Raw genomic sequence first — 22,558 nt, forward strand, 5'->3', positions numbered from 1 at the left:
TTATGCTTTTCCCTCTCGTGCCTTATCGGCTAAAAAGCCTGACGAATCGTCTCTACGATCTCTTTCAGCAAGGGCTCCTGCGCGCTGAGCTTGTTATAGTGCAGCGCAATATCAATTTTTTCTTCCCGCAGCGGCGGGAAATCGAGCATTTTTAAGGGCCAAATCTTCTCGACCAGGGAAAACATTCCGGAAGTGATTAGCCCCAGCATATCGCTGTCGTTGACCAGGGCTGCTTGAGTTAACAGATTGTAGCTGCTGAAACCATAGCGGCGTTCGCCGAGATGCTCCTCCAGGTGACGCAGGATGGTCGTATAGCGCTGGCCTTCGGGCTGCAGGAGAGCGAATTCATATTGGCTCAGGTTTGCTGAGTTTGCGGGGAGCGCGAGGACCGGATGCCCTGCCCGGCAGAAGATATGTACGCTATCCTGAAATAGCACATGGTGCGCAATCGCCTGCCCGCTGTGGGGGAAGCTATCGACCAGCAGGTCAACCTGACGCTGGTTTAACTGGCTGGCCGCGTCGGTAATGGCGACGTTGTGCAGCAAAATCTGGGGAAAGACGCTCCGCAGCTTTTTGGTGATAACCGGCATGATCAACGCGCCGATAGCCGGGGAGGTGGCAACGGTTATTACCCGTTCCCGCTGCGTATTGCCGGTTAAATCCAGGGCGTTGAGAAACGCCTCCATCCCCTGGCTGATATGCTTATGCAGATGCGTGGCGTAGGCCGTTGGCGTCACGCCCTGGCCCTTGCGAATAAAGAGCGGGTCAGGGAAGAGGGCACGCAGTTTGTTCAGGGACTGACTAATCGCCGACGGCGTGATATTCAGTATTTTTGCCGCGTTGACGATACCGTTATGGACGTAAACCGCTTCAAAAATAGTGAGTAAATTGAGGTCTATGTTGCGCAAAATGCGAAACATCTGACGATCGTAGCGATCGTCAACTCGTTCGGTTGGTACGCTCTGAGCGTTATTTTCTTCCACTCTGTATTTCCGCTAGTGATGATTAGCACCATTATAGCGGCCACAATTATTTTATTAGTGATAATTGATTGCAAAAATAAAGGCTTAATCGCGCCTGAGGGATAAATGTGACGTCCCGCGGTAGCGGGACGTGATGGCTAGCGGCCTTGAAGATATTCCGCGGGTGGATCGTTGAGCAACGCCAGCAGATTGGCGGCCAGGCGTGGAGACACGGTCTCCGTACGGGCATCGGGCAGCCACTGGCGCATCTGGGTCATCTCCATTCCGGCATAACCGCAGGGGTTAATCCTCAGGAACGGTGACAGATCCATGTTGATATTCAGCGCCAGGCCGTGGAATGAGCAGCCTTTGCGAATGCGCAAGCCCAGGGAGCAGATTTTTCGATCGCCCACGTAGACGCCGGGGGCGTCGGCTCGCGGGTGCGATTCAATACCGTACTCCGCCAGGGTATTCACAACGGTTTGCTCTAACAGCGTGACCAGCTCACGTACGCCCAGCTTGCGCCGTTTCAGGTTCAGCAGAACGTACATCACCTGCTGTCCGGGACCATGATAGGTGACCTGTCCGCCGCGATCGCTCTGAATAACGGGGATCTCGCCGGGAACCAGAACATGTTCGGCCTTTCCGGCCTGACCCTGGGTGAACACCGGGTAATGCTCTACCAGCCAGATTTCATCCAGCGTGGCATCGTCGCGGGTGTCGGTAAATTCATGCATTGCCTGCGAGACAGGTTCGTAAGGTTGCAGGCCGAGCTGGCGGATGAGGATTTTATTGTGCTGCAAAACAACGTCTCCGCAGAGAGAGAATGATTTGAGTGGGGCAGTATATCACAGCGAGAAAGCGAGAATGACCCGGCGTGGATGCCGGGTCAGGGGAAGAGATTTACAGCACCATTCGTACGATTTCAATATTGCCCAGCTCTTCGTAGAGGGTTTCTACCTGCTCAATATGGGTTGCATTGATGGTAATAGAGACAGAGTGGTAGTTGCCTTTGCTGCTGGGTTTTACCGTCGGAGAGTAATCACCTGGTGCATGGCGCTGTACCACTTCAACCACCTGGTCAACCAGCTCCGGCAACGCCTGTCCCATTACTTTGTAAGTAAATGGTGTAGGGAATTCAAGCAGTTCGTTAAGTTTGGTTTTCATGTCAGCTCCGGTGTTACAACAAAAAATAATAACTCCCACGACGTGTGGGAGTTATCAGGATACCTAGTATATGGGGATGTAAATCACACTTTCAAGTGGTCGATTTTTAACCAAACCAGTGATGGAACATTAATTTAATGTAATCAATGATTTTACCGAAGAAATTGCCTTCCGGGATTTCCTGCAGTACGACCAGCGGGCGCTGATCGATCGTTTTGCCATCCAGCTGGAAGTTAATGGTGCCTACCACCTGATTTTTCTGCAGCGGCGCGTGCAGCTCAGCGTTATTCAGCACGTAGCTGGCTTTCAGATCTTTCATGCGACCGCGCGGGATAGTCAGATAAACGTCTTTATCCACGCCGAGCGAGGCGCGATCGGTATCGCCAAACCAGGCGGGCTCAGAAGCGAACTCTTTACCGGCTTTAATCGGATTAACGGTTTCAAAGAAGCGGAAGCCCCAGGTCAGCAGCTTTTTGCTTTCAGACTCGCGGCCTTTGTAGGTGCGGCCGCCCATCACGGCGGAGATCAGGCGCATCTGGCCTTCGGTTGCCGACGCCACGAGGTTATAGCCCGCTTTGTCAGTATGGCCGGTTTTAATCCCGTCGACGTTCAGGCTGTTATCCCACAGCAGCCCGTTGCGGTTGAGCTGACGAATACCGTTGAAGGTAAACTCTTTTTCTTTATAGATGGTGTATTCATTCGGGACATCGCGGATCAGCGCCTGGCCGATAAGCGCCATGTCGCGCGCGGAGCTGAACTGACCATCGGCATCCAGGCCGTGTACGGTCTGGAAGTGGGTGTTTTTCAGACCGAGGGCGTTAACGTAGTTGTTCATCAGGCTGACGAAGGCATCCTGGCTGCCGGCGACGTAGTCGGCCATCGCCACACAGGCGTCGTTGCCGGACTGCAGGTTGATGCCGCGGATCAGCTGCGAAACCGGCACTTGCATACCCGGTTTAAGGAACATCAGCGAGGAGCCTTTAAAGACCGGGTTGCCGGTCGCCCACGCGTCGTTACCCACGGTGACCAGATCGGACTCTTTAAACTTGCCCGCTTTCATGGCCTGACCAATCACGTAGCTGGTCATCATTTTGGTCAGGCTCGCCGGGTCGCGGCGGGAGTCGGCGTTGTTTTCTGCCAGGACTTTGCCTGAGTTGTAATCGATAAGAATCCAGGATTCGGCGTCAATCTGCGGGGCGCCTGGGATCATCGTTTTGATATTCAGGTCATCGGCGCGGGCAGCGGAGGACAGCGCTGCCACGGAGAGCGCCGTAACGAGTAAGCGAGCGGTAAAAGAGGTCTTCATGGTCTGAACAACGGCATCCGTGATGGAGTTAAAAAAAGTGCCTTACTATAACAAACGCACTACGAACCAGCATCCGACATTGCGCACGACTTTGTTAATGACTTTGTCATGCGCAACGAGCAGGGGAGGCGGGTGCGATGCCTTTAGTTGGCGCGAGTAATAAATGACTGCAGCTGAGCTTCGCTTTGCAGACGCTGTTGAATCGTGCTGGCCTGCGCTTTGCTGCTGAATGGGCCGAGCTGAATACGCCATACCGCGCCGTTTTGCGTGACGCGGCCCGGGACGGAAAATTGCTGACTCAGACGCTGCTGGTACTGCTGCGCGCGGGCCTGGTCGCTGACGGCGCCGACCTGTACGACGAAATCGCCGCTGGCGCTGGCCGCTGCGGCAGGCGCTACGGCAGCGGTGGCGGCCACGGCGGGCGCAACGCTGCCTTGTACTGAACCCGGGGCGGTCACCGGCGCGCTTTGAACGACAGGCTCGCTGCCTTCCAGCACGCCATTATTCAGCGGCGTCGGGGCGCCGAGGAAACCGCCGCTGTTGACCGGCGCGCCGGTGGCGTCTTCCGGCTTCAGCGTTGAATTACTGATGGCGTGCACGTCAGTTTGCGCGGGTTGACTCATTGCCGCGCCGCTGTCGCCGTCAAGATTCGGGCGGGCGGGCAGCGCGTAGGTCTGTTTGGCTACGGTGGTACAGGCCATACCCGAACCGGAAAGCGAGCCGTCCGGTGCGACGACGATCGGGTCGATGCGCACTTTGGTATTGTTCGAGGTATTCAGACGATCGGCTGAGGCGCGGGACAGTGAAATCACGCGATCGTTACCGTAAGGCCCGCGATCGTTGATGCGCACGACGATCATGCGGCCGTTCGCCAGGTTGGTGATCCGCGCGTAGCTTGGGATCGGCAGCGTAGGATGGGCCGCGGTAAGCTGCGTGGGATCGAACGCTTCTCCCGATGCGGTCAGATTGCTGTTAGGCTCGGCGTCGTAGATGGCTGCGAAGCCTGCCTGGGTGAAGTTAGACGGATCCTGGACGATTTTGTAGCTTTTGCCGTCGCGTTCATAATCCTGATTCGCCGTGGCGTTAGGCGTTTCGTACTGCGGATCGGCGCCGCTAATCTCCACCGTTGGGCCATTGCAAACGGCCGGCTGTGGAGTGCTGACCGTTTTCTGTTGAACGTCTTCACTCGAACATGCCGCCAGCAGCCCTGCTGCTATGCAGATCCCCAGCCATTGCTTACGCATCGCGAACCCCTTACACGCTTTTCGACAACATTTTTCTGTGAGTATGGATCGACATGACGATACCAAACCCGGCCATCAATACGATTAGGGCAGAGCCCCCGTAGCTGACCAGCGGCAAAGGTACCCCCACCACCGGTAAAATACCACTTACCATACCAATATTTACGAAGACATAAACGAATAAAATCAACATTAAACCACCGGCCATCACCCGGCCAAAGGTGGTTTGCGCCTGGGCGGCAATCCACAACCCGCGCATAATCAGCAGAATATAGAGCGCCAGCAGAATCAGCACGCCGATCAGCCCCAGCTCTTCCGCCAGGACGGCAAAGATAAAGTCGGTATGGCGCTCAGGCAGAAACTCCAGCTGCGACTGGGTTCCGTGTAGCCAGCCTTTTCCGCGCAGTCCGCCGGAGCCGATGGCGATTTTTGACTGAATAATGTGGTAACCCGCGCCGAGCGGATCGGTTTCCGGGTCGAGCAGCATCATTACGCGCTGGCGCTGATAATCATGCATCAGGAAGAACCAGAGGATGGGAATAAAGGCGGCGACCAGCACCACGGCAATACCAATCAGACGCCAGCTCAGGCCAGACAGAAAGAGGACAAACAGACCGGACAGGGCGACCAGAATCGAGGTCCCGAGGTCAGGCTGCGCGGCGACCAGCAGCGTAGGCAGGAAAATCAGCACCAGCGCGATAGCGGTATTTTTCAGCGATGGCGGGCAAACGTCGCGGTTGATAAAGCGCGCCACCATCAGCGGTACGGCTATTTTGGCGATTTCCGACGGCTGGAAACGGACGATGCCGAGATCCAGCCAGCGCTGCGCCCCTTTGGAGATGGCGCCGAAGGCGTCAACCGCCACCAGCAGGATAATACAGAAGATATAGAGATAGGGCGCCCAGCCTTCATAGACCCGCGGCGGGATTTGCGCCATGACGATCATGATAACAATCCCCATGGCGATCTGGCCGATTTTGCGCTCCATCATGCCCATGTCCTGACCGCTTGCGCTCCAGATCACCAGCGCGCTGTAGGTCAGCAGCGCCAGCAGGATAAGCAGCATGGTGGGGTCGAGGTGGATTTTATCCCATAGCGATTTTTTATTCGGATTATCAGTCATTATTGATCCTCCCCAGCCGTTACCGCCGGGTTTTCACTCGGCAGATTGGTGTTGTTATCACCCAGCATTATATGATCGAGAATCTGACGCATAATGGTACCGACTGCCGGACCTGCGCCACCGTTCTCAAGAATAATCGCCACGGCAACCTGGGGGTTGTTGTAAGGGGCAAACGCCGTCATCAGTTTATGGTCACGCAGGCGTTCAGCGATTCTGTGCGCGTTATAGGTTTCATTGGCTTTCAGGCCGAAGACCTGAGCGGTACCCGATTTGGCCGCAATTTTATACGGCGCGCTGGCGAAGTATTTATGCGCGGTACCGTTGCCGCGGTTGGCTACGCCAAACATCCCGTCTTTGGCGATTTCCCAAAAACCGGAGTGAATATCGCCGACCGGCGGTTCATGCGGCTGAACCCACGGCACCGGTTTGCCGTCCTCCACCGTGCTCTGCAGCAGGTGCGGTACTTTAACCACGCCGTCGTTAATCAGGATCATCAGCGCCTTGTTCATCTGGATAGGCGTCGCCGTCCAGTAGCCCTGTCCGATGCCGACCGGGATAGTATCGCCCTGGTACCACGGTTTCTTGAAGCGCTTGAGCTTCCATTCGCGGGTCGGCATATTGCCGGAGCGCTCTTCCGCCAGGTCAACGCCGGTATAGTGGCCATAGCCAAATTTGCCCATCCACTCCGACAGGCGATCGATGCCCATGTCGTAGGCGACCTGGTAGAAGTAGGTGTCGGCCGACTCCTCCAGCGCTTTGGTGACGTTCAGATGGCCGTGGCCCCACTTTTTCCAGTCGCGGTAGCGTTTATCCGAGCCGGGAAGCTGCCACCAGCCGGGGTCAAACAGGCTGGTGTTGCGGGTAATAACCCCGGCGCTGAGCGCCGAGACGGCCACGTATGGCTTAACCGTCGACGCCGGTGGGTAAACGCCCTGAGTCGCGCGGTTAACCAGCGGCGTATTGGGATCGTTGAGGAGTCCGGAGTAGTCTTTGCTGGAAATACCGTCAACGAACAGATTAGGGTCGTAGCTTGGCGTCGAGACCAGCGCGAGGATTGCGCCGGTGCGCGGGTCGGTGACCACGACCGCCGCGCGGCTGCCGGCCAGCAGCGTTTCAATGTACTGCTGTAGCTTCAGGTCGAGCGTTAAATAGATATCGCGCCCGGCCTGCGGCGGGACCTCTTTCAGCTGGCGAATCACGCGGCCGCGGTTGTTCACTTCAACCTCTTCATAGCCGGTTTGCCCGTGCAGGACATCTTCGTAATAGCGCTCGATGCCCAGCTTGCCGATATCGTGCGTGGAGGCGTAGTTAGCCAGCTTCCCCTCTTTATCCAGGCGATCGACGTCTTTATCGTTAATTTTAGAGACGTAGCCGATAACGTGGGTCAGGGCGGAGTTATAGGGATAGTAGCGGCGCTTATAGCCTTTGACTTCCACGCCGGGAAAACGGTACTGGTTCACCGCGAAACGGGCGACCTGCACTTCGCTGAGATTAACTTTGACCGGAATAGAGGTAAAGCGGTGCGAGCGGGCGCGCTCTTTTTTAAAGTTCGCCACATCGTCATCGGTGAGGTCGATAACATCGCGCAGCGCATCCAGCGTTTGCTGAACGTTGTCGACCTTCTCCGGCATCATCTCCAGCTGGTAAATCGTACGGTTGAGCGCCAGCGGCGTGCCGTTGCGATCGTAGATAATGCCGCGGCTCGGCGGAATCGGGACCAGCTTGATGCGGTTTTCGTTTGAACGCGTTTGATAGTCGGTGTAACGCACAATTTGCACGTTATAAAGGTTGGCGATCAGTACGCCGGTAAGCAGCAAAATCCCCAAAAAAGCGACCAGCGCCCGGCGCACGAACAGCGAGGATTCAGCCGTATAGTCGCGGAAAGAATTCTGTAATTTCATTCGCTGCTTAGTCTACCCTGGTCATCATTACTCACGGTGGTAAGGGTGGTTGGTGGTAATGCTCCACGCCCGATACAGACTCTCGGCCACCAGTACGCGAACCAGCGGGTGAGGTAGGGTGAGCGTTGAGAGCGACCAACTTTGTTCCGCCGCCGCTTTGCAGGCGGGTGAAAGGCCTTCCGGGCCGCCGATAAGCAGGCTAACGTCGCGGCCATCCTGTTTCCAGCGTTCCAGTTCGCGCGCCAACTGCGGCGTATCCCAAGGTTTCCCCGGAATATCCAGGGTGACGATGCGGTTTTTGCCTGCAGCCGCCAGCATCATTTCACCTTCTTTTTCGAGAATGCGCTTGATGTCGGCGTTTTTGCCGCGTTTACCGGCGGGAATTTCCACCAGTTCGAACGGCATATCCTTTGGAAAACGGCGCAGATATTCGCTAAAGCCGGTCTGAACCCAGTCCGGCATTTTGGTGCCAACGGCTACCAGGTGCAGCTTCACGCGCTAACTCCAGAGTTTTTCCAGCTCGTACAGACGACGGCTCTCTTCCTGCATAACGTGAACCATAACGTCGCCGAGATCGACCACGATCCAGTCCGCGGCGGCTTCGCCTTCAACGCCCAGCGGCAGCATCCCGGCGGCGCGAGACTCCTGCACAACGTGGTCGGCAATGGACATAACATGGCGCGTGGAAGTGCCTGTGCAGATAACCATGCAATCTGTAATGCTGGATTTGCCATGAACGTCAATGGCTACGATGTCCTGACCTTTCAGGTCATCAATTTTGTCGATAACAAAATCCTGGAGTGCTTTACCCTGCAAGAGTTCCCCCTGGGTGTGTGAAGAGTGATAACAATAAACAGCCTGACAGTATACCCGAACTGTTGGCAAAGTCGGGATAAATGTCGATAAACGGGCGGTGAAGGCGGCTATCATCCCATCCATCGCCGATGATTGCATCGCCATTTTTGTAAAACAATTTCTGCAAAGTTCAAATGGCGGATGCAGCCTGGCTGCGGAGAATAACAGCCTGCTTTGCACTGTCAATGGTCTGCGCGCAATTCTTCTTCCGCCAGCCAAACGGCCCGGCTATTTAGTACGCGCAGCGTGGTGAAATCAGGCTGGAGATCGACAAGGCTCCACGCGCCATGCTCGATGGGGAAGTACCACATCGCAGAATCCGGCATGTTCAGAAGTTGCGCGACTAAGAGGCTAAGCACGCCCTGATGACCGACGATAAGCAGATGGTCAAGTTCCCGAAACTGAGAGAGGGTGACGGTAAAGCCGCGGACGCGTTCGGCAAACGCCTGGAAGCCCTCCCCGTTGGTGGGCGCCGCGTGCTGCCAGTCGGCGCACCATGCGGCGTAGTTTTCGGCATCTTCCTGCTGTAAATCGCGGTGGTGGCGCATTTCCCAGTCGCCGAAGAACATTTCATTGAGCGCGGCGAAGGACTGGCGGGGGACGTCACGGTCGCCCAGCAGGAGGCTGGCCGTGCGCTGGGTGCGCTCAAGCTCACTGCAAAACGCGCGCTGAAACGGAACGGCCCGCAGCCGCTTTCCCAGCGTTTGCGCTTGTCTGATTCCGCGCTCGGTTAACGCAGTGGGCGCGTGACCGCTATAGAGGCCCGCGACGTTGGCCTCGGTTTCGCCATGACGAACTAACCATAACTTCATGATGACCCTCTCGAAAGGAGTCTATGAGACTGTCCTTGTGGCAAGGCTAGCAGTAGAGCTTCTGCTCATGGATATAGTCGAGTACGGTTTCCGGCAGCATGTCCGCGCAGGATTCGCCGGATTCAAGACGCTGGCGAATCAGGGTGGCTGAGATATCAAACCACGGCGTTTCGGCCAGGTAGATAACCCCCGCCGGGCTGCTATGCATCCGCTCGACGTCATGAGTGAGATGTTTATCCAGCCACTGCTGATCCTGCTCGCACGCCATGGTCAGCGGATAGCCCGGGCGCCGGCAAACGATCAGATGCACGTTGTCAAGAATGCTTTCATAGTCGTGCCAGGTGGTAAAGGTGAGCAGCGAATCCTGGCCAATAATAAACGCCAGCGACCGTTTTGGCCCTTGCTCCTGGCGCCACTCGCGCAGGGTTTGCGCGGAGTATGACGGCGTGTCGCGCTTGAGTTCGCGATCGTCGAGGATAAACAGCGGCTTATCCGCGATGGCCAGCTCCAGCATATGCCTGCGTTGGTCGCTGGTGGCTTCGGGCTGCGGGCGGTGCGGCGGCACGTTGTTGGGCACGATGGTGACTTGATTAAGGCCAATCTGGTTGGCCAGAATTTCCACCGGTTTAAGGTGACCATAATGCACCGGATCGAAGGTGCCGCCGTACATTGCCAGTAACTGAGTCATATCAACCATCAATAAAAACGTCTGCCAGCGCTTTATGGCAGAGCAATAAAGAGAGACTTTCCAGCTCGGGCCATACGGAGTGCCCGTAATCCTGCTTGAAGGTGAGTTCGGCACGGGTCAGCAACGTGACGGCCTGGCGCAGCTGGTCGGCGCTGAGGCGGGCCAGCGCATCGCTAACCAGCTGGCGGCGGTTCTGCCACACGCGATGTTTGTCAAACAGCGAACGCAGCGGCGTATGGGCCGACTGCCGCTTCAGGTTGACCAGCAGCAGCAGCTCGCGCTGTAGGGTGCGCAGCAGGATAGCGGGCTCGCTGCCTTCCAGACGCAGCTGTTGCAGAACGTGGAGTACGCGCTTACTTTTCCCGGCCAGCAGCGCATCAACCCAGTGATAGGGGGTGAAATGCGCGGCATCATTCACCGCCTGCTCAACCCGCGGCAGCGTCAGTTTACCGTCCGGCCACAGCAGCGACAGACGCTCCAGAGCCTGCGCCAGCGCCAGAAGATTACCTTCATAGCAGTAGCACAGCAGCTGACTGGCCGCGTCATCAAGCTGCAGATTATTCTGCTTTGCGCGCGCGGCGAGCCAGCGCGGCAGCTGGGCATATTCCGGCGTCTGGCAGCTTACCTGCACCGCCCGGCTGGTCAGCGCCGTCATCCATGCGGCGTTCTCCTGCGCTTTCGTCAGCTTATTACCGCGAACGATGAGCAATAAATCGTCATGCAGCATGCCGACAAGCGTCGCGAGCTGTTCGTTAATTGCCGCATTAGGGCCATTATCGGGCAGGATGAGCAGCAGCGTCTGGCGGCTGGAAAACAGGCTCATGGCCTGGCTTAACGAGAACAGGGCAGGCCAGTCGGTACTGGCATCAACGGTGGCGGTGTGATGTTCGATAAAGCCCTGGGCGGCCGCGGCTTCGCGGATGGCGTCCTGGCTTTCCTGCAACAGCAGCGGATCGTTGCCAAGCAGCAGATAGGCCGCGCGCAGCCCTTCAGTGAGCTGCGCGCGGAGCTGTTCCGGGTACAACCGAATCATCAGTTACCCAGCGTGGTGGAGACGCGATTGCCGGAGGTTGAAGCGGCTGGGGTCGTCGTGACCGGCTTCTCATCCTCTTTGGTGGCTTCGACATCCGCAACGTGTACGCTCGGCAGCTTACGGATCAGCTGCTCCGCGGCTTTGTCGTACATTTCCTGAACGATCATGTCCTGCTCGGCATCTTTCGCTAACGCCGCCTGCGGGTTATCGAAGAACGAGCGGTAGACTTTGGTCGTGATGGGATAGATATCATGGCCTGGGATCAGGACGCTGGCATTTACCGTCATCACCATCTGATATTCCGCAGTACGGCCGTCCTGGAAAATAGATGCTGTATCTTTCTGAATGGACGATGTCTCCAGACGCAGGGAAGGAATATCCTTGCGCAGGGTACTGCTATCGACCAGTTCAACGCCGTTCAGACGCAGCTGATTACGGACAGCACGACTTAATGGTCCATTGGGATCGCCCGACTGGAAGATCATGGTTTTCATTGCGGTCGGAACCTGCGTAGTGCTACGCAGGTGCCAGCCGCAACCGGCGGTGATTAACACCGCCAAAGATAACAACAATGTTGCCAGATATCGCACGCTTCCTCCTGCGCTTAGCCAACGACCAGATTGAGCAGTTTACCCGGAACGTAGATCACTTTACGTACGGTCACACCGTCGAGATATTTCGCGACCAGATGCTCCTGACCCGCGCGCTCACGAACCTGCTCTTCAGTTGCATCCACCGCAACGGTAATTTTACCACGAACTTTACCATTTACCTGGACCACGACCAGAGTCGTGTCTTCAACCATTGCGCTTTCATCAGCGACCGGCCACGGCGTGTTGTCAATATCACCTTCGCCGCCCAGCTCCTGCCACAGGGTAAAGCTGGCGTGCGGGGTGAACGGGTTGAGCATGCGAACCACGGCAAGCAGGGCCTCACGCATCAGCGCGCGATCCTGATCGTTTTCCTGCGGCGCTTTCGCTAGCTTGTTCATCAGCTCCATAATCGCCGCAATCGCGGTGTTGAAGGTCTGACGACGGCCGATGTCATCGGTCACTTTCGCGATGGTTTTGTGCACGTCGCGGCGCAGCGCTTTTTGATCTTCGCTGAGGCTGGCAACGTCCAGCGCAGGGGCTTCACCCAGGGTAGTGTGTTCGTAAACCAGTTTCCAGACGCGTTTCAGGAAGCGGTTCGCACCTTCCACGCCGGATTCCTGCCACTCCAGCGTCATGTCGGCCGGAGAAGCGAACATCATAAACAGGCGCACGGTGTCCGCGCCGTAGCGTTCCACCATCTCCTGCGGGTCGATGCCGTTGTTTTTCGACTTGGACATCTTGCTCATGCCGGTATAGACCAGCTCGCGACCCTGCGGATCGAAGGCTTTAACGATACGTCCTTTCTCGTCGCGCTCGGTGGTCGCCTCTTTCGGAGAGACCCAGTTACGCTCGCCGTTTTCGCCAACATAGTAGAAGGCATCTGCCAGCACCATGCCCTGGCAAAGCAGCTGTTTAGCCGGTTCGTCAGAGTTCACCATGCCCGCGTCGCGCATCAGCTTGTGGAAGAAGCGGAAATAGAGCAGGTGCATAATGGCGTGTTCGATACCGCCGATATAGATATCGACCGGCAGCCAGTAGTTGGCTGCTTCGGGGTCGAGCATACCCTGGTCATACTGCGGGCAGGTGTAGCGCGCGTAGTACCAGGAAGACTCCATAAAGGTGTCAAACGTATCGGTTTCGCGCAGCGCCGGCTGGCCGTTAACGGTGGTTTTCGCCCACTCAGGGTCGGCTTTGATTGGGCTGGTGATGCCGTCCATCACGACGTCTTCCGGCAGAATAACCGGCAGCTGATCTTCCGGCGTCGGCATCACGGTACCGTCTTCAAGGGTCACCATTGGGATCGGCGCACCCCAGTAGCGCTGACGGGAAACGCCCCAGTCGCGCAGACGGTAGTTCACTTTACGTTCGCCGACGCCAAGAGACGCGAGCTTATCCGCGATGGCATTAAAGCCAGCTTCGTGATCCAGACCGTCGAATTCGCCGGAGTTGAACAGCACGCCTTTTTCGGTCAGCGCCTGTTCGGAGAGATCGGGTTCGGAGCCATCAGCGGCCAGGATGACCGGCTTGATGTTGAGACCGTACTTGCTGGCAAACTCGTAGTCGCGCTGATCGTGACCCGGAACGGCCATCACCGCGCCGGTGCCGTACTCCATCAGCACAAAGTTTGCCGCCCATACCGGGATCGCTTCGCCGGTCAGCGGGTGAATCGCTTTGTAGCCAGTATCGACGCCTTTTTTCTCCATGGTTGCCATTTCGGCTTCGGCAACTTTGGTATTACGGCATTCGTCGATAAACGTCGCCAGCGCGGAGTTATTGGCTGCTGCCTGCTGCGCCAGCGGGTGACCCGCAGCGACGGCCAGGTAGGTACAGCCCATAAAGGTGTCCGGGCGGGTGGTATAAACGGTCAGCTTGTCGGCGTAGTCGTTAACGTCGAAGGAGATTTCGACGCCTTCGGAGCGACCAATCCAGTTGCGCTGCATGGTTTTAACGGTATCAGGCCAGTGATCCAGGTTATCCAGATCGTTCAGCAGCTCGTCAGCGTAGGCGGTGATTTTGATAAACCACTGCGGGATCTCTTTACGCTCAACTTTCGTGTCGCAGCGCCAGCAGCAGCCGTCGATAACCTGTTCATTCGCCAGAACGGTCTGATCGTTCGGGCACCAGTTTACCGCGGAGGTTTTTTTATAGACCAGCCCCTTTTTATACAGCTCGGTGAAGAACTTCTGCTCCCAGCGGTAGTATTCCGGGGTGCAGGTTGCCACTTCACGGCTCCAGTCATAGCCGAAGCCCAGCTTTTTCAGCTGGTTTTTCATGTAGGCGATATTGTCGTAGGTCCACGGGGCTGGAGCGGTGTTGTTTTTCACCGCGGCGCCTTCCGCAGGCAGACCAAACGCATCCCAGCCGATAGGCTGCAGAACATTTTTGCCCAACATACGCTGGTAACGGGAAATCACGTCGCCGATGGTATAGTTGCGCACGTGGCCCATGTGTAGTCGACCAGAAGGATAGGGAAGCATCGACAGGCAGTAATACTTCTCTTTGCTCTCGTCTTCTGTAACTTCAAAGGTACGCTTCTCGTCCCAGTGTTGCTGGACTTTTGATTCTATCTCTTCCGGGCGGTATTGCTCTTGCATGGCAGCCAGTGGTCCTGTTTTCAATACAGCTACAAAATGTAGCCAATGGATGTGTTATTTCAGATCGGCATAGCATAGCCCAAACGCCAACGTCAAAACAGCCTTTCACACACTTACAGAGATGAAAGCGGTGGAGAATATTTCGCGACTCTGTGGCTTGGCTGGCAGAGCAATCCGCAGATAACGTCTATCATAAGAAGAAGTTAACCACACCGGAGGCGAAAAGATGAACAAGGTTGCTCAATTCTACCGAGAGCTGGTGTCGACGCTCAGCGAGCGGTTACGCAATGGAGAACGCGATATTGATGCGCTGGTGGAGCAGGCCAGGGTCAGGATTAGCCAGTCCGGCGAGTTAACGCAGAGCGAAATCGAGAATGTGATCCGCGCTGTCAGACGCGATCTGGAAGAGTTCGCGCTCAGTTATGAAGAGAGTCAGGATGAGCTAACTGATAGCGTCTTTATGCGGGTGATCAAAGAGAGCCTGTGGCAGGAGCTGGCGGATATTACCGATAAAACTCAGCTTGAGTGGCGCGAGGTGTTCCAGGATCTCAGCCACCACGGCGTCTATCACAGCGGCGAAGTCGTGGGGCTCGGCAATCTGGTGTGTGAGAAGTGCCATTACCATCTGCCGGTTTATACGCCGGATGTGCTACCGCGTTGTCCAAAATGCGGGCACGATCAGTTCCAGCGCCGGCCATTCGAGCCGTAAATACGGGAGAGATATTTGCGGAGCCTTTACACTGGCGTTAAGCCAGCCCGAGGGCCAATATAAAGCGCGTTAATATATTGGCCTTCCTTTTAAAGGGCAGGCTAACCCTTCATCTGTATGCGTAAAAATGCTGGTGCCGAAGCACCAGCATTAACTTTCTTTTAAAAAAAGACGCGCATTTTCAATGATAACTTCATGTTAATTGATGGTGTTAATGGTCGCGCTCTTAAACTGCTGAGTGCCGCCCATTTCACTGGCGTATTTATGTGAAGAATTTAAAACCAGATTAGTCGTGGAAATCGTGCCTTTGCCACAGGTTGTCCACCCCAGGAAACCGCAGCGGTATCCTCCGTTAATCACTTTTTTAGCCGACATGGTTAATGTGGCGCCAGCACCAATGTGATAACGGTTAGTGATATTACCGTGATTTTGTGTATCCAAGGTCATGTTTGTTGAACTTAAAATTTCACCTTCATTGTAAAGATCGTTATAGGTTTTAATTACAACGTTATCACGGCCAACAATCGCGCCATAGTTGCTGGTAACATCATTTTCGATATTCATATTGTGTCCACCAATATATCCTTCATTCTTTAGCTGGTAGCTTTTTGTTGTCAGCGTATCAGCACCTTCCATAAAACTCCCTTTTTTTAACGTCAGAGTACCATCGGTTTTTACGGTCACGTTGCCGCCGGAGGTGGTGCCAGAATTGGTAATTTCCCCAGATGTAGCTTGGTCATTTATTTTCGCCTGAACCAGCAGAGTATCGTAGCCAAAAATATTGCCAGTGACTTTAAGCGAATCCCCTCCAAAGGTCACCGTTGTGTTTTTACCTCTTGTTGAACCTCCATTGTCAATATTACCGGCGGCGGTGACTATCAACTGATTATCTGAAAGTAAATTGGAACCATATGTCGTTTTCAGGTCACCGTTAGTCATTACGCTCAATGTGGAGGCTGCTTTGAATTTACCCGTGTTTTCGATATTTCCGGATGCGTTGACTAATAAATTTCCTGTGCTGGAAATGGTTCCGCTATTGCTTATCGAACTGAGGCTATTCAGTAAAGCGATATTATTCGAGGATATATTTCCCGTGTTTTTAAAATTGCCTGCAGAGAGTACCTGAGTCATCATACCATTACTGGCGATAGAGCCTTCGTTGGTGAGTGAGCCAAAGCTGGTCAAAGAGAGGCTGGTGTTAGCAACAATAGCGCCTTTATTTCGAACGCCAAAACCTAAATTATTGCCAACCATAGTAATACTATTGGCTTTGATGCCGCCAAGATCACTAATGTCGATACTATATTCAGGGTAAACATACTGCCGTGCCGTTGCCGCTTTGCCCGCTGAGGTTATCGCGCCAGAGCCGTTATCAAAGGTGAAGTTTCCTGCGGCCACTATCGCGTTCGTAGCATTAACCGTACCGTTAATGGCTATCGCATCGGCGAGCAGAACCGCATAGCTATTACTGGCATCCATTCCATTCTTGTCGATGGACAGTTTACCCCCGGTAACGTCATAACTGGCGATAGCGCCAGTATCAGAGAATGTTACCTTTCCTGTCGTTAAAATCGCCTTATTGGTGTTGATGAAACTACATCCTGAGCAGGAAATACCATTGGGGTTAGCAATAACCACATCAGCTCGCTGACCCGCAACTTCAATAAATCCATTCAGTGAGCTTGCACGGTTTGAGGTAACTTCGTTAAGAATAACAGAAGCACTACCATTAGTCAGATTGTTATTTTTAGCGATATTCCCCAACGTCGCATGGGAGAGATCGCTGGGGCTATTGTTCAGAACAACACCCTTACTATCAACATTAAACTCACGATACATATTATGTGAGACGCCGGCGGCATTGGGTTTTTCAATATCAATGACTTTGGCGCCTGATAAATGGGTGTAAGTTGTCGGGTCGGCATAAACAAAGCTTGAGCTCAATGCTGCTGCTAGCGCAACATAGGTTAAATTGAATTTAAACATTTAATAGAGTCCTTTAGAAATAAATGAGGTTAACTGATGCGTTGAAAAACTGATTTTAATACCTCCATTGTAATGAAAATCCCAGGTTTGCAGGGTCTGTATGAAAACCGTTTGGCTTTATCAGTGGGGTTCCGATGAATAAATCATACTGAGTTGAAATTATGCTTCCGCGTATTCCCACCGTGGCGCCAGACATGACTTTGCCATTTCCGTACTGCTCTGTTCCTGTAATGCGTCCAACGTCTATGCCTAAGTACAGCTGTCGTTCCGGGGCGGGCATATCCCAGATGAAATCATTGCGCCAGTACCAGCCTTGATTTCCTGAAAGGGTTCTTTCACCGTCAAAACCTCGTACCGTCCAACGATTGCCTATATTAAATTGATTGTCTGCGGATAAGATATCGGGGCTAATTTGTATATTAATATGCGGAGCATAGCTGAATTTATCCCCCGTTGATTCAAACTTCATTAAGGCTTGAAGGTCGGCATGAATAATGCGCGAAAGCTTACTGTACAGACCGGCTTTTTCCTCCGGAGTTGGCATTGAACTGAGCCAGGGAAGGCTACGCTGTACGCCCAGGCTGGCATCTACGATTGTATGGGTAAAATATCGCTGATGATGTGCCGTAATATCCCAGGCAGGATTCTGTTTGCGCATAACGCTCAGTTCGCTGCCACCAAAATAATAATGTGAGGTACTTTTTGCTATTCGCGCATCAATGGTTGTTTTTTGCTGGCGGGTGTGCGAAATTAGACGCGTTAAGGTTGCGCTGGCATAATCATTTTTGCTTTTATATTCAATGGTGGAGTATCTGCCATTGAACTGCTGACGATATTCACTTTGTGAACCGTAAAGATTGAGTGACCAAAATCCAAAGGGAATAGAATAATAGAGGCTTTTATTCTGGTTGCCATCGTTATGTTGATTAAACTCGACATCGCCCCCCATGGATAAATAGAAAATGTCATTTAGCGTCGTCAGGTCATAAAGATAAAGCGCGCCACCGGCCTGGTAACGCCCGCTGCTACGGCTTCCTGCATCATCCAGCCATGCGCCTACTTGCCAGTTTCGTGCCAGATGCCGGGAGATTTGGATATCGCTTTCCGCATGGTTCTTACCCGGCATGATTTTCATCTGCGCCGATGAGCCGGGTAAACGTTGCAGGTTAGCCATCCCCTGTTCCAGTTCGGTTAGCTTCAGAATATCCCCTGTTTTAGCCGGTATGGCATTCCACAGGCTGGTTGTCGCGCTATTGCCGGCAGCCCAGCTAATATTACCGATATAGCCATAGCTCAACGTGATGCTCAGAATGCCATCATTCAAGGATTGTGAAGGTACATCAATAAGCGAAGTGATATATCCCCGGGCAATGAGTTCATTTTGCAAGGTTGTGGTGAGTAGACGTATGCCTTCAATACCCAGGCACTTTTTTTCTGCCTGGCGAGCGATATTGCCTAACAGACCGCGGGTCAACTTGTGGTCAGCGGAAATAATTTCAACATGGTTAATATATCGGCAGGTTGCTTCAAGTGGAAAGGCGAGTTTATATTTTTGCGATCCTGTACCTGATGCCGAATATTCCTGCTGTGCTGGTGCCAATGCGCTTTGACGTGCCTTATCCTGTTCCACCTGATTGGTATTGCTAATCGATACATTCGCCAATGTCGATGCGGTTAACAGAATATAAAGAGAAAGGGCGGTTATGAGACTTTTATTATTCACGAAGCAATATCCATTTGTTTCACTCGTCCGTTATAGCCTTGTCAAGAATGTTTAGCGTTAACTGAGTAGGGTTAACGAAGCCGGGTTCTCAATCTTAAGAATCTTAATTTTCTAAAATCAAAAAAATCCGCTGCCGGCGCTCAGCGTTGTTGTCAAATCCGCGCCATGTTATCTATGACAGATTATGTAATCCACGATGTAAAGAGTGAATTTTTGTTGAATTGAGCGTTTCAGGTCGTGAATTATTTGGCGTGAGGCTGGATATATTTATGACGCGTATTTGAGAGCGGCAAAGCTATTGCCATAACTATGGAGAGAGACAGGAGCGGGAAGAGATAAAAGGCGTGTACGGTACCGTACACGCCGGAAGATTAGTGCAGAATTTTGGCGAGGAAGTCTTTGGCGCGTTCAGATTGCGGGTTAGCAAAAAACGCTTCTTTATCGGCGTCTTCGACAATTTTTCCTTCATCCATAAAGATAACCCGGTTGGCTACCTTACGCGCAAAGCCCATTTCATGGGTGACCACCATCATGGTCATCCCTTCATTTGCCAGTTCAACCATAACGTCCAGCACTTCGTTAATCATCTCCGGATCCAGCGCGGAAGTGGGTTCATCAAACAGCATGGCGATAGGATCCATACACAGCGCGCGGGCGATGGCCACGCGCTGCTGTTGGCCGCCCGAGAGCTGGGCGGGGAATTTTTCGGCATGAGCGGAAAGCCCCACGCGTTCCAGTAGCTTAAGCCCTTTCGCCCGGGAGGCGGCTTTGTCGCGATTGAGCACCTTGACCTGCGCCAGGGTGAGATTCTCGATAATCGATAAATGCGGGAACAGCTCAAAGTGCTGGAATACCATCCCGACGCGCGAGCGCAGTTTGGCCAGGTTGGTCTTTTTATCGTTGACGGTGGTGCCGTCGACGATGATTTGACCTTGCTGAATGGGCTCCAGGCCGTTTACGGTTTTAATCAGCGTTGATTTACCCGAACCCGAAGGCCCGCAGACCACCACCACTTCGCCTTTTTTCACTTCCGTGGAGCAATCGGTCAGCACCTGAAAGTGACCATACCATTTTGAAACATTTTTCAGGGTAATCATTACACAGTCCTTTTCTTCAACCAGCTGACCAACAGCGATGCGCTGAGACTAAACACAAAATATACGGCGCCTGCGAACAGGATCATTTCTACCTGGGTTCCATCACGCTCGCCGATAGTTGAGGCGGTGCGGAAAAAGTCGGCCAGGCTCAGAACATAAACCAGCGAGGTATCCTGGAACAGGACGATGCCCTGCGTCAGCAGCAGCGGTACCATGGCGCGGAAGGCCTGCGGCAGAATCACCAGCTTCATGGATTGCCAGTGGGTCATGCCCAGCGCCAGCGCGGCGCTGGACTGGCCGCGCGAGATACTCTGAATGCCGGCACGGATAATTTCCGAGTAATAGGCCGCTTCAAACATGGAGAAGGCGATCATCGCTGAAATCAGGCGGATATCGGTTTTCGGCGACAGGCCAAGCACGTTCTGCAGGAACCCGGGAACAATCAGATAAAACCACAGCAGTACCATCACCAGCGGAATGGAGCGGAAAACGTTAACGTAGGTTTTGGCGAACCACGCCAGCGGCAGGAAGCTCGACAGGCGCATCACGGCCAGGATCGTCCCCCACACAATCCCGACAACAATCGCGGTCACGGTAATTTTTAAGGTAATCACCAGCCCTGCCAGCAGGTATGGCATGGAAGGAATAATGGAGCTCCAGTCAAAATCGTACATTATTTACCCCCCATATTGCCCGGCAGGCGGACTTTACGTTCGACCACGTACATGATCAGCATAATAACGGCGTTGATAAACACGTAGGCGAGGGTGATAGCGGTAAACGATTCCCAGGCATGGGCCGAGTAGTCCAGCAGCTTACCCGCCTGGGCGGCCATATCGGCAAGACCAATGGTGGAAGCGATGGCCGAGTTTTTCACCAGGTTCATCATTTCAGAGGTCATTGGCGGCACGATAACGCGATAGGCGTTGGGCAGCAGAACGTAACGGTAAGTTTGCGGGAGCGTTAGCCCCATCGCCAGCCCGGCGTTTTTCTGGCCGCGCGGCAGGGATTGAATACCGGAACGAACCTGCTCGCAGACGCGCGCGGCGGTAAACAATCCCAGACACAGCATCGAAGAAACGAAAAACTGAATATTCGGATCCAGCTCGGACTTAAACCACATGCCGATGTTTTCCGGCAGCAGTTCAGGCACCACCAGATACCAGGTGAAAAATTGAACGATAAGCGGGACGTTACGAAAAAGTTCAACGTAGCAGGTGCCGATAGTCGACAGCAGACGGTTCGGGACCGTACGGAGAATACCGAAGAGCGAACCTACAAAGAATGCGATAATCCAGGCCGTTACCGACAGGGTGACGGTGATCTGAAAACCACTCCACAGCCAGCCTAAATAGGTGGTGTTGCCGAACGGGGCCTGTTGCAGGAATATTCCCCAGTTCCAGTCTATTGACATAAATGACTCCTGGAAAAAAAAGGGTAGCAGCGCTACCCTCGAAGATTGTTGCTCAGCCTGTTTCGGTATTCGCGGCCGCTGGGGAACGACCAGCCGCCGTATAGTCTGTCCGCGCCGTAGCAACAATCGGGAGGGCAGGATTCCCCGCCCTTTGTTTTTTTAATTAGTTAAGAGCTTTATCGTTAGGTGATTTGAACAGCGCTTTCATCTCGTCAGAGAGTTCAAAGTTCATATTCAGGTTCTTTGGCGGAATAGGATTTTTAAACCACTTATCGAACCATTTTTCGGCTTCACCGGAGGTCTGAACCTGGGCGACCGTCTCATCGACCAGCGTTTTGAACTGCGGGTCATCTTTGCGCAGCATGCAGCCGTAGGCTTCCTGAGACTGAGCGGTACCGACAATCTCCCAGTTATCCGGTTTCTTCGCTTTCGCACGTTCGCCCGCCAGCAGCGCGTCATCCATCATAAAGGCCACCGCGCGACCGCTTTCCAGAGTACGGAAAGAGTCACCGTGATCTTTTGCGCTGATAATACGCATATTCATTTTTTTCTCGTCGTTCAGCTTGTGCAGCAGAATTTCGGAGGTGGTGCCGGAGGTGACGACGACGGCTTTATCCTTCAGGTCCGGGAAATCTTTAATCGCGCCGCCTTTTTTCACCAACAGACGGGTACCGACGACGAAAATCGTATCGGAGAAGGCCGCCTGTTTCTGGCGTTCAAGGTTGTTGGTGGTGGAGCCGCATTCGAAATCATACGTGCCGTTTTGCAGCAGCGGAATACGGTTTTGTGAGGTAACCGGGATCAGTTTGACCTGCAGATCCGGTTTGTTCAGCTTCTTCTTGATGGCATCAACGATCGCATTCGAGTAGTCCTGAGAGTAGCCAACGACCTGCTGCTTGTTGTCATAGTAAGAGAACGGAACGGATGATTCACGGTGACCAACGACGATAACGCCGTTTTTGGCAATTTTATCCAGAGTGCTCTGGCCAGCGGTGGATGCCGCATCTTCTGCATGCGCCACCCCAGCGGTGAGGCCCATGACCAGCATTGCTGCGGCCAGTTTACGTAATTGCATATCCGACTCCTTATCCTCAGCGCCGTCAGACGCTATTGATACCCATTGTGAATGTGTGTGCTTTTTTATCGCTGCCGTCTTTGCGTGCAGCATTTGTATGTGTTTGTTAGCATTTAGTTTGGCTTAATGTAAAGATTTTGCTCTTATATTGTTGATTTTTGCGAAGCGCACCGCACCATTTAAAGGCAAAAATCCCCCATTGCACCAAAATAGCGCCGCCTGACGATCGATGGTGGTGCAACCGGGTTGTACCCCCCGAGGATCGCGTTGCGACAT

The 22,558-nt window shown here is 53.7% G+C and carries 21 protein-coding genes; 1 reads left to right on the top strand and 20 read right to left on the bottom strand.

Translation table 11 applies throughout. The features are described from left to right. Window positions 1-29: 29 nt before the first annotated feature. From SIK97_RS28590 to leuS, 14 genes are all read right to left on the bottom strand, one after another. Window positions 30-983: a YbeF family transcriptional regulator gene (locus tag SIK97_RS28590; RefSeq protein ID WP_032748694.1), complete on the bottom strand. Its 954-nt coding sequence runs from the start codon at window positions 981-983 to the stop codon at window positions 30-32. 137 nt (window positions 984-1,120) lie between these two features. Next, the gene (gene lipB, locus SIK97_RS28595) at window positions 1,121-1,765 is read right to left on the bottom strand and encodes a lipoyl(octanoyl) transferase LipB (protein WP_014228397.1); all 645 of its coding nucleotides are present in this window, start codon (window positions 1,763-1,765) and stop codon (window positions 1,121-1,123) included. A gap of 100 nt (window positions 1,766-1,865) precedes the next feature. Beyond that, window positions 1,866-2,129: a DUF493 family protein YbeD gene (ybeD, locus tag SIK97_RS28600; RefSeq protein WP_004100153.1), complete on the bottom strand. Its 264-nt coding sequence runs from the start codon at window positions 2,127-2,129 to the stop codon at window positions 1,866-1,868. Between the two features lie 106 nt (window positions 2,130-2,235). Continuing rightward, window positions 2,236-3,435, bottom strand: a complete 1,200-nt coding sequence (gene dacA, locus SIK97_RS28605) for a D-alanyl-D-alanine carboxypeptidase DacA (protein ID WP_014228398.1) — start codon at window positions 3,433-3,435, stop codon at window positions 2,236-2,238. 143 nt (window positions 3,436-3,578) lie between these two features. Further along, complete coding sequence (gene rlpA / locus SIK97_RS28610) at window positions 3,579-4,679, bottom strand: endolytic peptidoglycan transglycosylase RlpA (protein ID WP_057173504.1); 1,101 nt, start codon at window positions 4,677-4,679, stop codon at window positions 3,579-3,581. Between the two features lie 10 nt (window positions 4,680-4,689). Next, entirely contained in the window at window positions 4,690-5,802 is a 1,113-nt protein-coding gene (gene mrdB, locus SIK97_RS28615) for a peptidoglycan glycosyltransferase MrdB (RefSeq protein ID WP_004100156.1), read from the bottom strand. Then, a complete protein-coding gene (gene mrdA / locus SIK97_RS28620; RefSeq protein ID WP_004130417.1) occupies window positions 5,802-7,703 on the bottom strand; it encodes a peptidoglycan DD-transpeptidase MrdA in 1,902 nt (633 codons plus the stop codon). The genes mrdB and mrdA overlap by 1 nt, the downstream gene beginning before the upstream one ends. A 27-nt stretch (window positions 7,704-7,730) precedes the next feature. Next, on the bottom strand, window positions 7,731-8,198 hold the full coding sequence (gene rlmH / locus SIK97_RS28625; RefSeq protein WP_004100160.1) for a 23S rRNA (pseudouridine(1915)-N(3))-methyltransferase RlmH: 468 nt from the start codon (window positions 8,196-8,198) through the stop codon (window positions 7,731-7,733). Between the two features lie 3 nt (window positions 8,199-8,201). Then, window positions 8,202-8,519, bottom strand: a complete 318-nt coding sequence (gene rsfS / locus SIK97_RS28630; RefSeq protein WP_004100162.1) for a ribosome silencing factor — start codon at window positions 8,517-8,519, stop codon at window positions 8,202-8,204. A gap of 221 nt (window positions 8,520-8,740) precedes the next feature. Then, window positions 8,741-9,370, bottom strand: a complete 630-nt coding sequence (locus SIK97_RS28635) for an adenosylcobalamin/alpha-ribazole phosphatase (RefSeq protein WP_032748697.1) — start codon at window positions 9,368-9,370, stop codon at window positions 8,741-8,743. A 46-nt stretch (window positions 9,371-9,416) separates the two neighbouring features. After that, the gene (gene nadD / locus SIK97_RS28640) at window positions 9,417-10,067 is read right to left on the bottom strand and encodes a nicotinate-nucleotide adenylyltransferase (protein ID WP_004848799.1); all 651 of its coding nucleotides are present in this window, start codon (window positions 10,065-10,067) and stop codon (window positions 9,417-9,419) included. Then, a complete protein-coding gene (gene holA / locus SIK97_RS28645; RefSeq protein WP_032748700.1) occupies window positions 10,060-11,091 on the bottom strand; it encodes a DNA polymerase III subunit delta in 1,032 nt (343 codons plus the stop codon). The genes nadD and holA overlap by 8 nt, the downstream gene beginning before the upstream one ends. Beyond that, window positions 11,091-11,681, bottom strand: a complete 591-nt coding sequence (gene lptE / locus SIK97_RS28650) for an LPS assembly lipoprotein LptE (protein WP_004130425.1) — start codon at window positions 11,679-11,681, stop codon at window positions 11,091-11,093. The genes holA and lptE overlap by 1 nt, the downstream gene beginning before the upstream one ends. A gap of 14 nt (window positions 11,682-11,695) precedes the next feature. Then, window positions 11,696-14,278, bottom strand: coding sequence for a leucine--tRNA ligase (leuS, locus tag SIK97_RS28655; RefSeq protein WP_025106396.1), 2,583 nt, complete (start codon window positions 14,276-14,278; stop codon window positions 11,696-11,698). Window positions 14,279-14,504: 226 nt separating this feature from the next. Between leuS and SIK97_RS28660 the strand changes: the two genes are divergently transcribed. Further along, window positions 14,505-14,987 carry a zinc ribbon-containing protein gene (locus SIK97_RS28660; RefSeq protein ID WP_004848806.1) on the top strand — a complete coding sequence of 161 codons (483 nt, stop codon included), beginning with the start codon at window positions 14,505-14,507 and terminating at the stop codon, window positions 14,985-14,987. Between the two features lie 198 nt (window positions 14,988-15,185). Here SIK97_RS28660 and SIK97_RS28665 read toward each other — a convergent pair whose 3' ends face one another. From SIK97_RS28665 to SIK97_RS28690, 6 genes are all read right to left on the bottom strand, one after another. Beyond that, entirely contained in the window at window positions 15,186-16,973 is a 1,788-nt protein-coding gene (locus tag SIK97_RS28665) for a filamentous hemagglutinin N-terminal domain-containing protein (protein ID WP_057173505.1), read from the bottom strand. 55 nt (window positions 16,974-17,028) lie between these two features. Further along, window positions 17,029-18,696, bottom strand: a complete 1,668-nt coding sequence (locus SIK97_RS28670) for a ShlB/FhaC/HecB family hemolysin secretion/activation protein (RefSeq protein ID WP_049101536.1) — start codon at window positions 18,694-18,696, stop codon at window positions 17,029-17,031. 371 nt (window positions 18,697-19,067) lie between these two features. Beyond that, complete coding sequence (locus SIK97_RS28675) at window positions 19,068-19,793, bottom strand: amino acid ABC transporter ATP-binding protein (RefSeq protein ID WP_004848813.1); 726 nt, start codon at window positions 19,791-19,793, stop codon at window positions 19,068-19,070. Next, window positions 19,793-20,467 carry a glutamate/aspartate ABC transporter permease GltK gene (gltK, locus tag SIK97_RS28680; protein WP_004848815.1) on the bottom strand — a complete coding sequence of 225 codons (675 nt, stop codon included), beginning with the start codon at window positions 20,465-20,467 and terminating at the stop codon, window positions 19,793-19,795. The genes SIK97_RS28675 and gltK overlap by 1 nt, the downstream gene beginning before the upstream one ends. Further along, window positions 20,467-21,207, bottom strand: a complete 741-nt coding sequence (locus tag SIK97_RS28685; RefSeq protein WP_014837812.1) for an amino acid ABC transporter permease — start codon at window positions 21,205-21,207, stop codon at window positions 20,467-20,469. Before SIK97_RS28685 ends, gltK begins: the two co-directional genes overlap by 1 nt. 163 nt (window positions 21,208-21,370) lie before the next feature. Next, window positions 21,371-22,282 (bottom strand): amino acid ABC transporter substrate-binding protein, encoded by a 912-nt coding sequence (locus tag SIK97_RS28690; protein ID WP_004848819.1) that lies wholly within the window; start codon window positions 22,280-22,282, stop codon window positions 21,371-21,373. Between the last annotated feature and the right edge of the window lie 276 nt (window positions 22,283-22,558).

It is taken from the genome of Klebsiella sp. JN_Kp126, assembly GCF_033843325.1.
Lineage (GTDB): Bacteria > Pseudomonadota > Gammaproteobacteria > Enterobacterales > Enterobacteriaceae > Klebsiella > Klebsiella michiganensis.

Excerpts from the sequence above, each read along its gene's own strand:
- SIK97_RS28635 (WP_032748697.1), bottom strand. The coding sequence starts at position 9,370 with ATGAAGTTATGGTTAGTTCGTCATGGCGAAACCGAGGCCAACGTCGCG.
- ybeD (WP_004100153.1), bottom strand. The coding sequence starts at position 2,129 with ATGAAAACCAAACTTAACGAACTGCTTGAATTCCCTACACCATTTACT.
- nadD (WP_004848799.1), bottom strand. The coding sequence starts at position 10,067 with ATGGTTGATATGACTCAGTTACTGGCAATGTACGGCGGCACCTTCGAT.
- SIK97_RS28665 (WP_057173505.1), bottom strand. The coding sequence starts at position 16,973 with ATGTTTAAATTCAATTTAACCTATGTTGCGCTAGCAGCAGCATTGAGC.
- SIK97_RS28660 (WP_004848806.1), top strand. The coding sequence starts at position 14,505 with ATGAACAAGGTTGCTCAATTCTACCGAGAGCTGGTGTCGACGCTCAGC.
- mrdA (WP_004130417.1), bottom strand. The coding sequence starts at position 7,703 with ATGAAATTACAGAATTCTTTCCGCGACTATACGGCTGAATCCTCGCTG.
- SIK97_RS28675 (WP_004848813.1), bottom strand. The coding sequence starts at position 19,793 with ATGATTACCCTGAAAAATGTTTCAAAATGGTATGGTCACTTTCAGGTG.
- dacA (WP_014228398.1), bottom strand. The coding sequence starts at position 3,435 with ATGAAGACCTCTTTTACCGCTCGCTTACTCGTTACGGCGCTCTCCGTG.
- SIK97_RS28685 (WP_014837812.1), bottom strand. The coding sequence starts at position 21,207 with ATGTCAATAGACTGGAACTGGGGAATATTCCTGCAACAGGCCCCGTTC.
- rlpA (WP_057173504.1), bottom strand. The coding sequence starts at position 4,679 with ATGCGTAAGCAATGGCTGGGGATCTGCATAGCAGCAGGGCTGCTGGCG.
- SIK97_RS28690 (WP_004848819.1), bottom strand. The coding sequence starts at position 22,282 with ATGCAATTACGTAAACTGGCCGCAGCAATGCTGGTCATGGGCCTCACC.
- mrdB (WP_004100156.1), bottom strand. The coding sequence starts at position 5,802 with ATGACTGATAATCCGAATAAAAAATCGCTATGGGATAAAATCCACCTC.
- leuS (WP_025106396.1), bottom strand. The coding sequence starts at position 14,278 with ATGCAAGAGCAATACCGCCCGGAAGAGATAGAATCAAAAGTCCAGCAA.
- holA (WP_032748700.1), bottom strand. The coding sequence starts at position 11,091 with ATGATTCGGTTGTACCCGGAACAGCTCCGCGCGCAGCTCACTGAAGGG.
- gltK (WP_004848815.1), bottom strand. The coding sequence starts at position 20,467 with ATGTACGATTTTGACTGGAGCTCCATTATTCCTTCCATGCCATACCTG.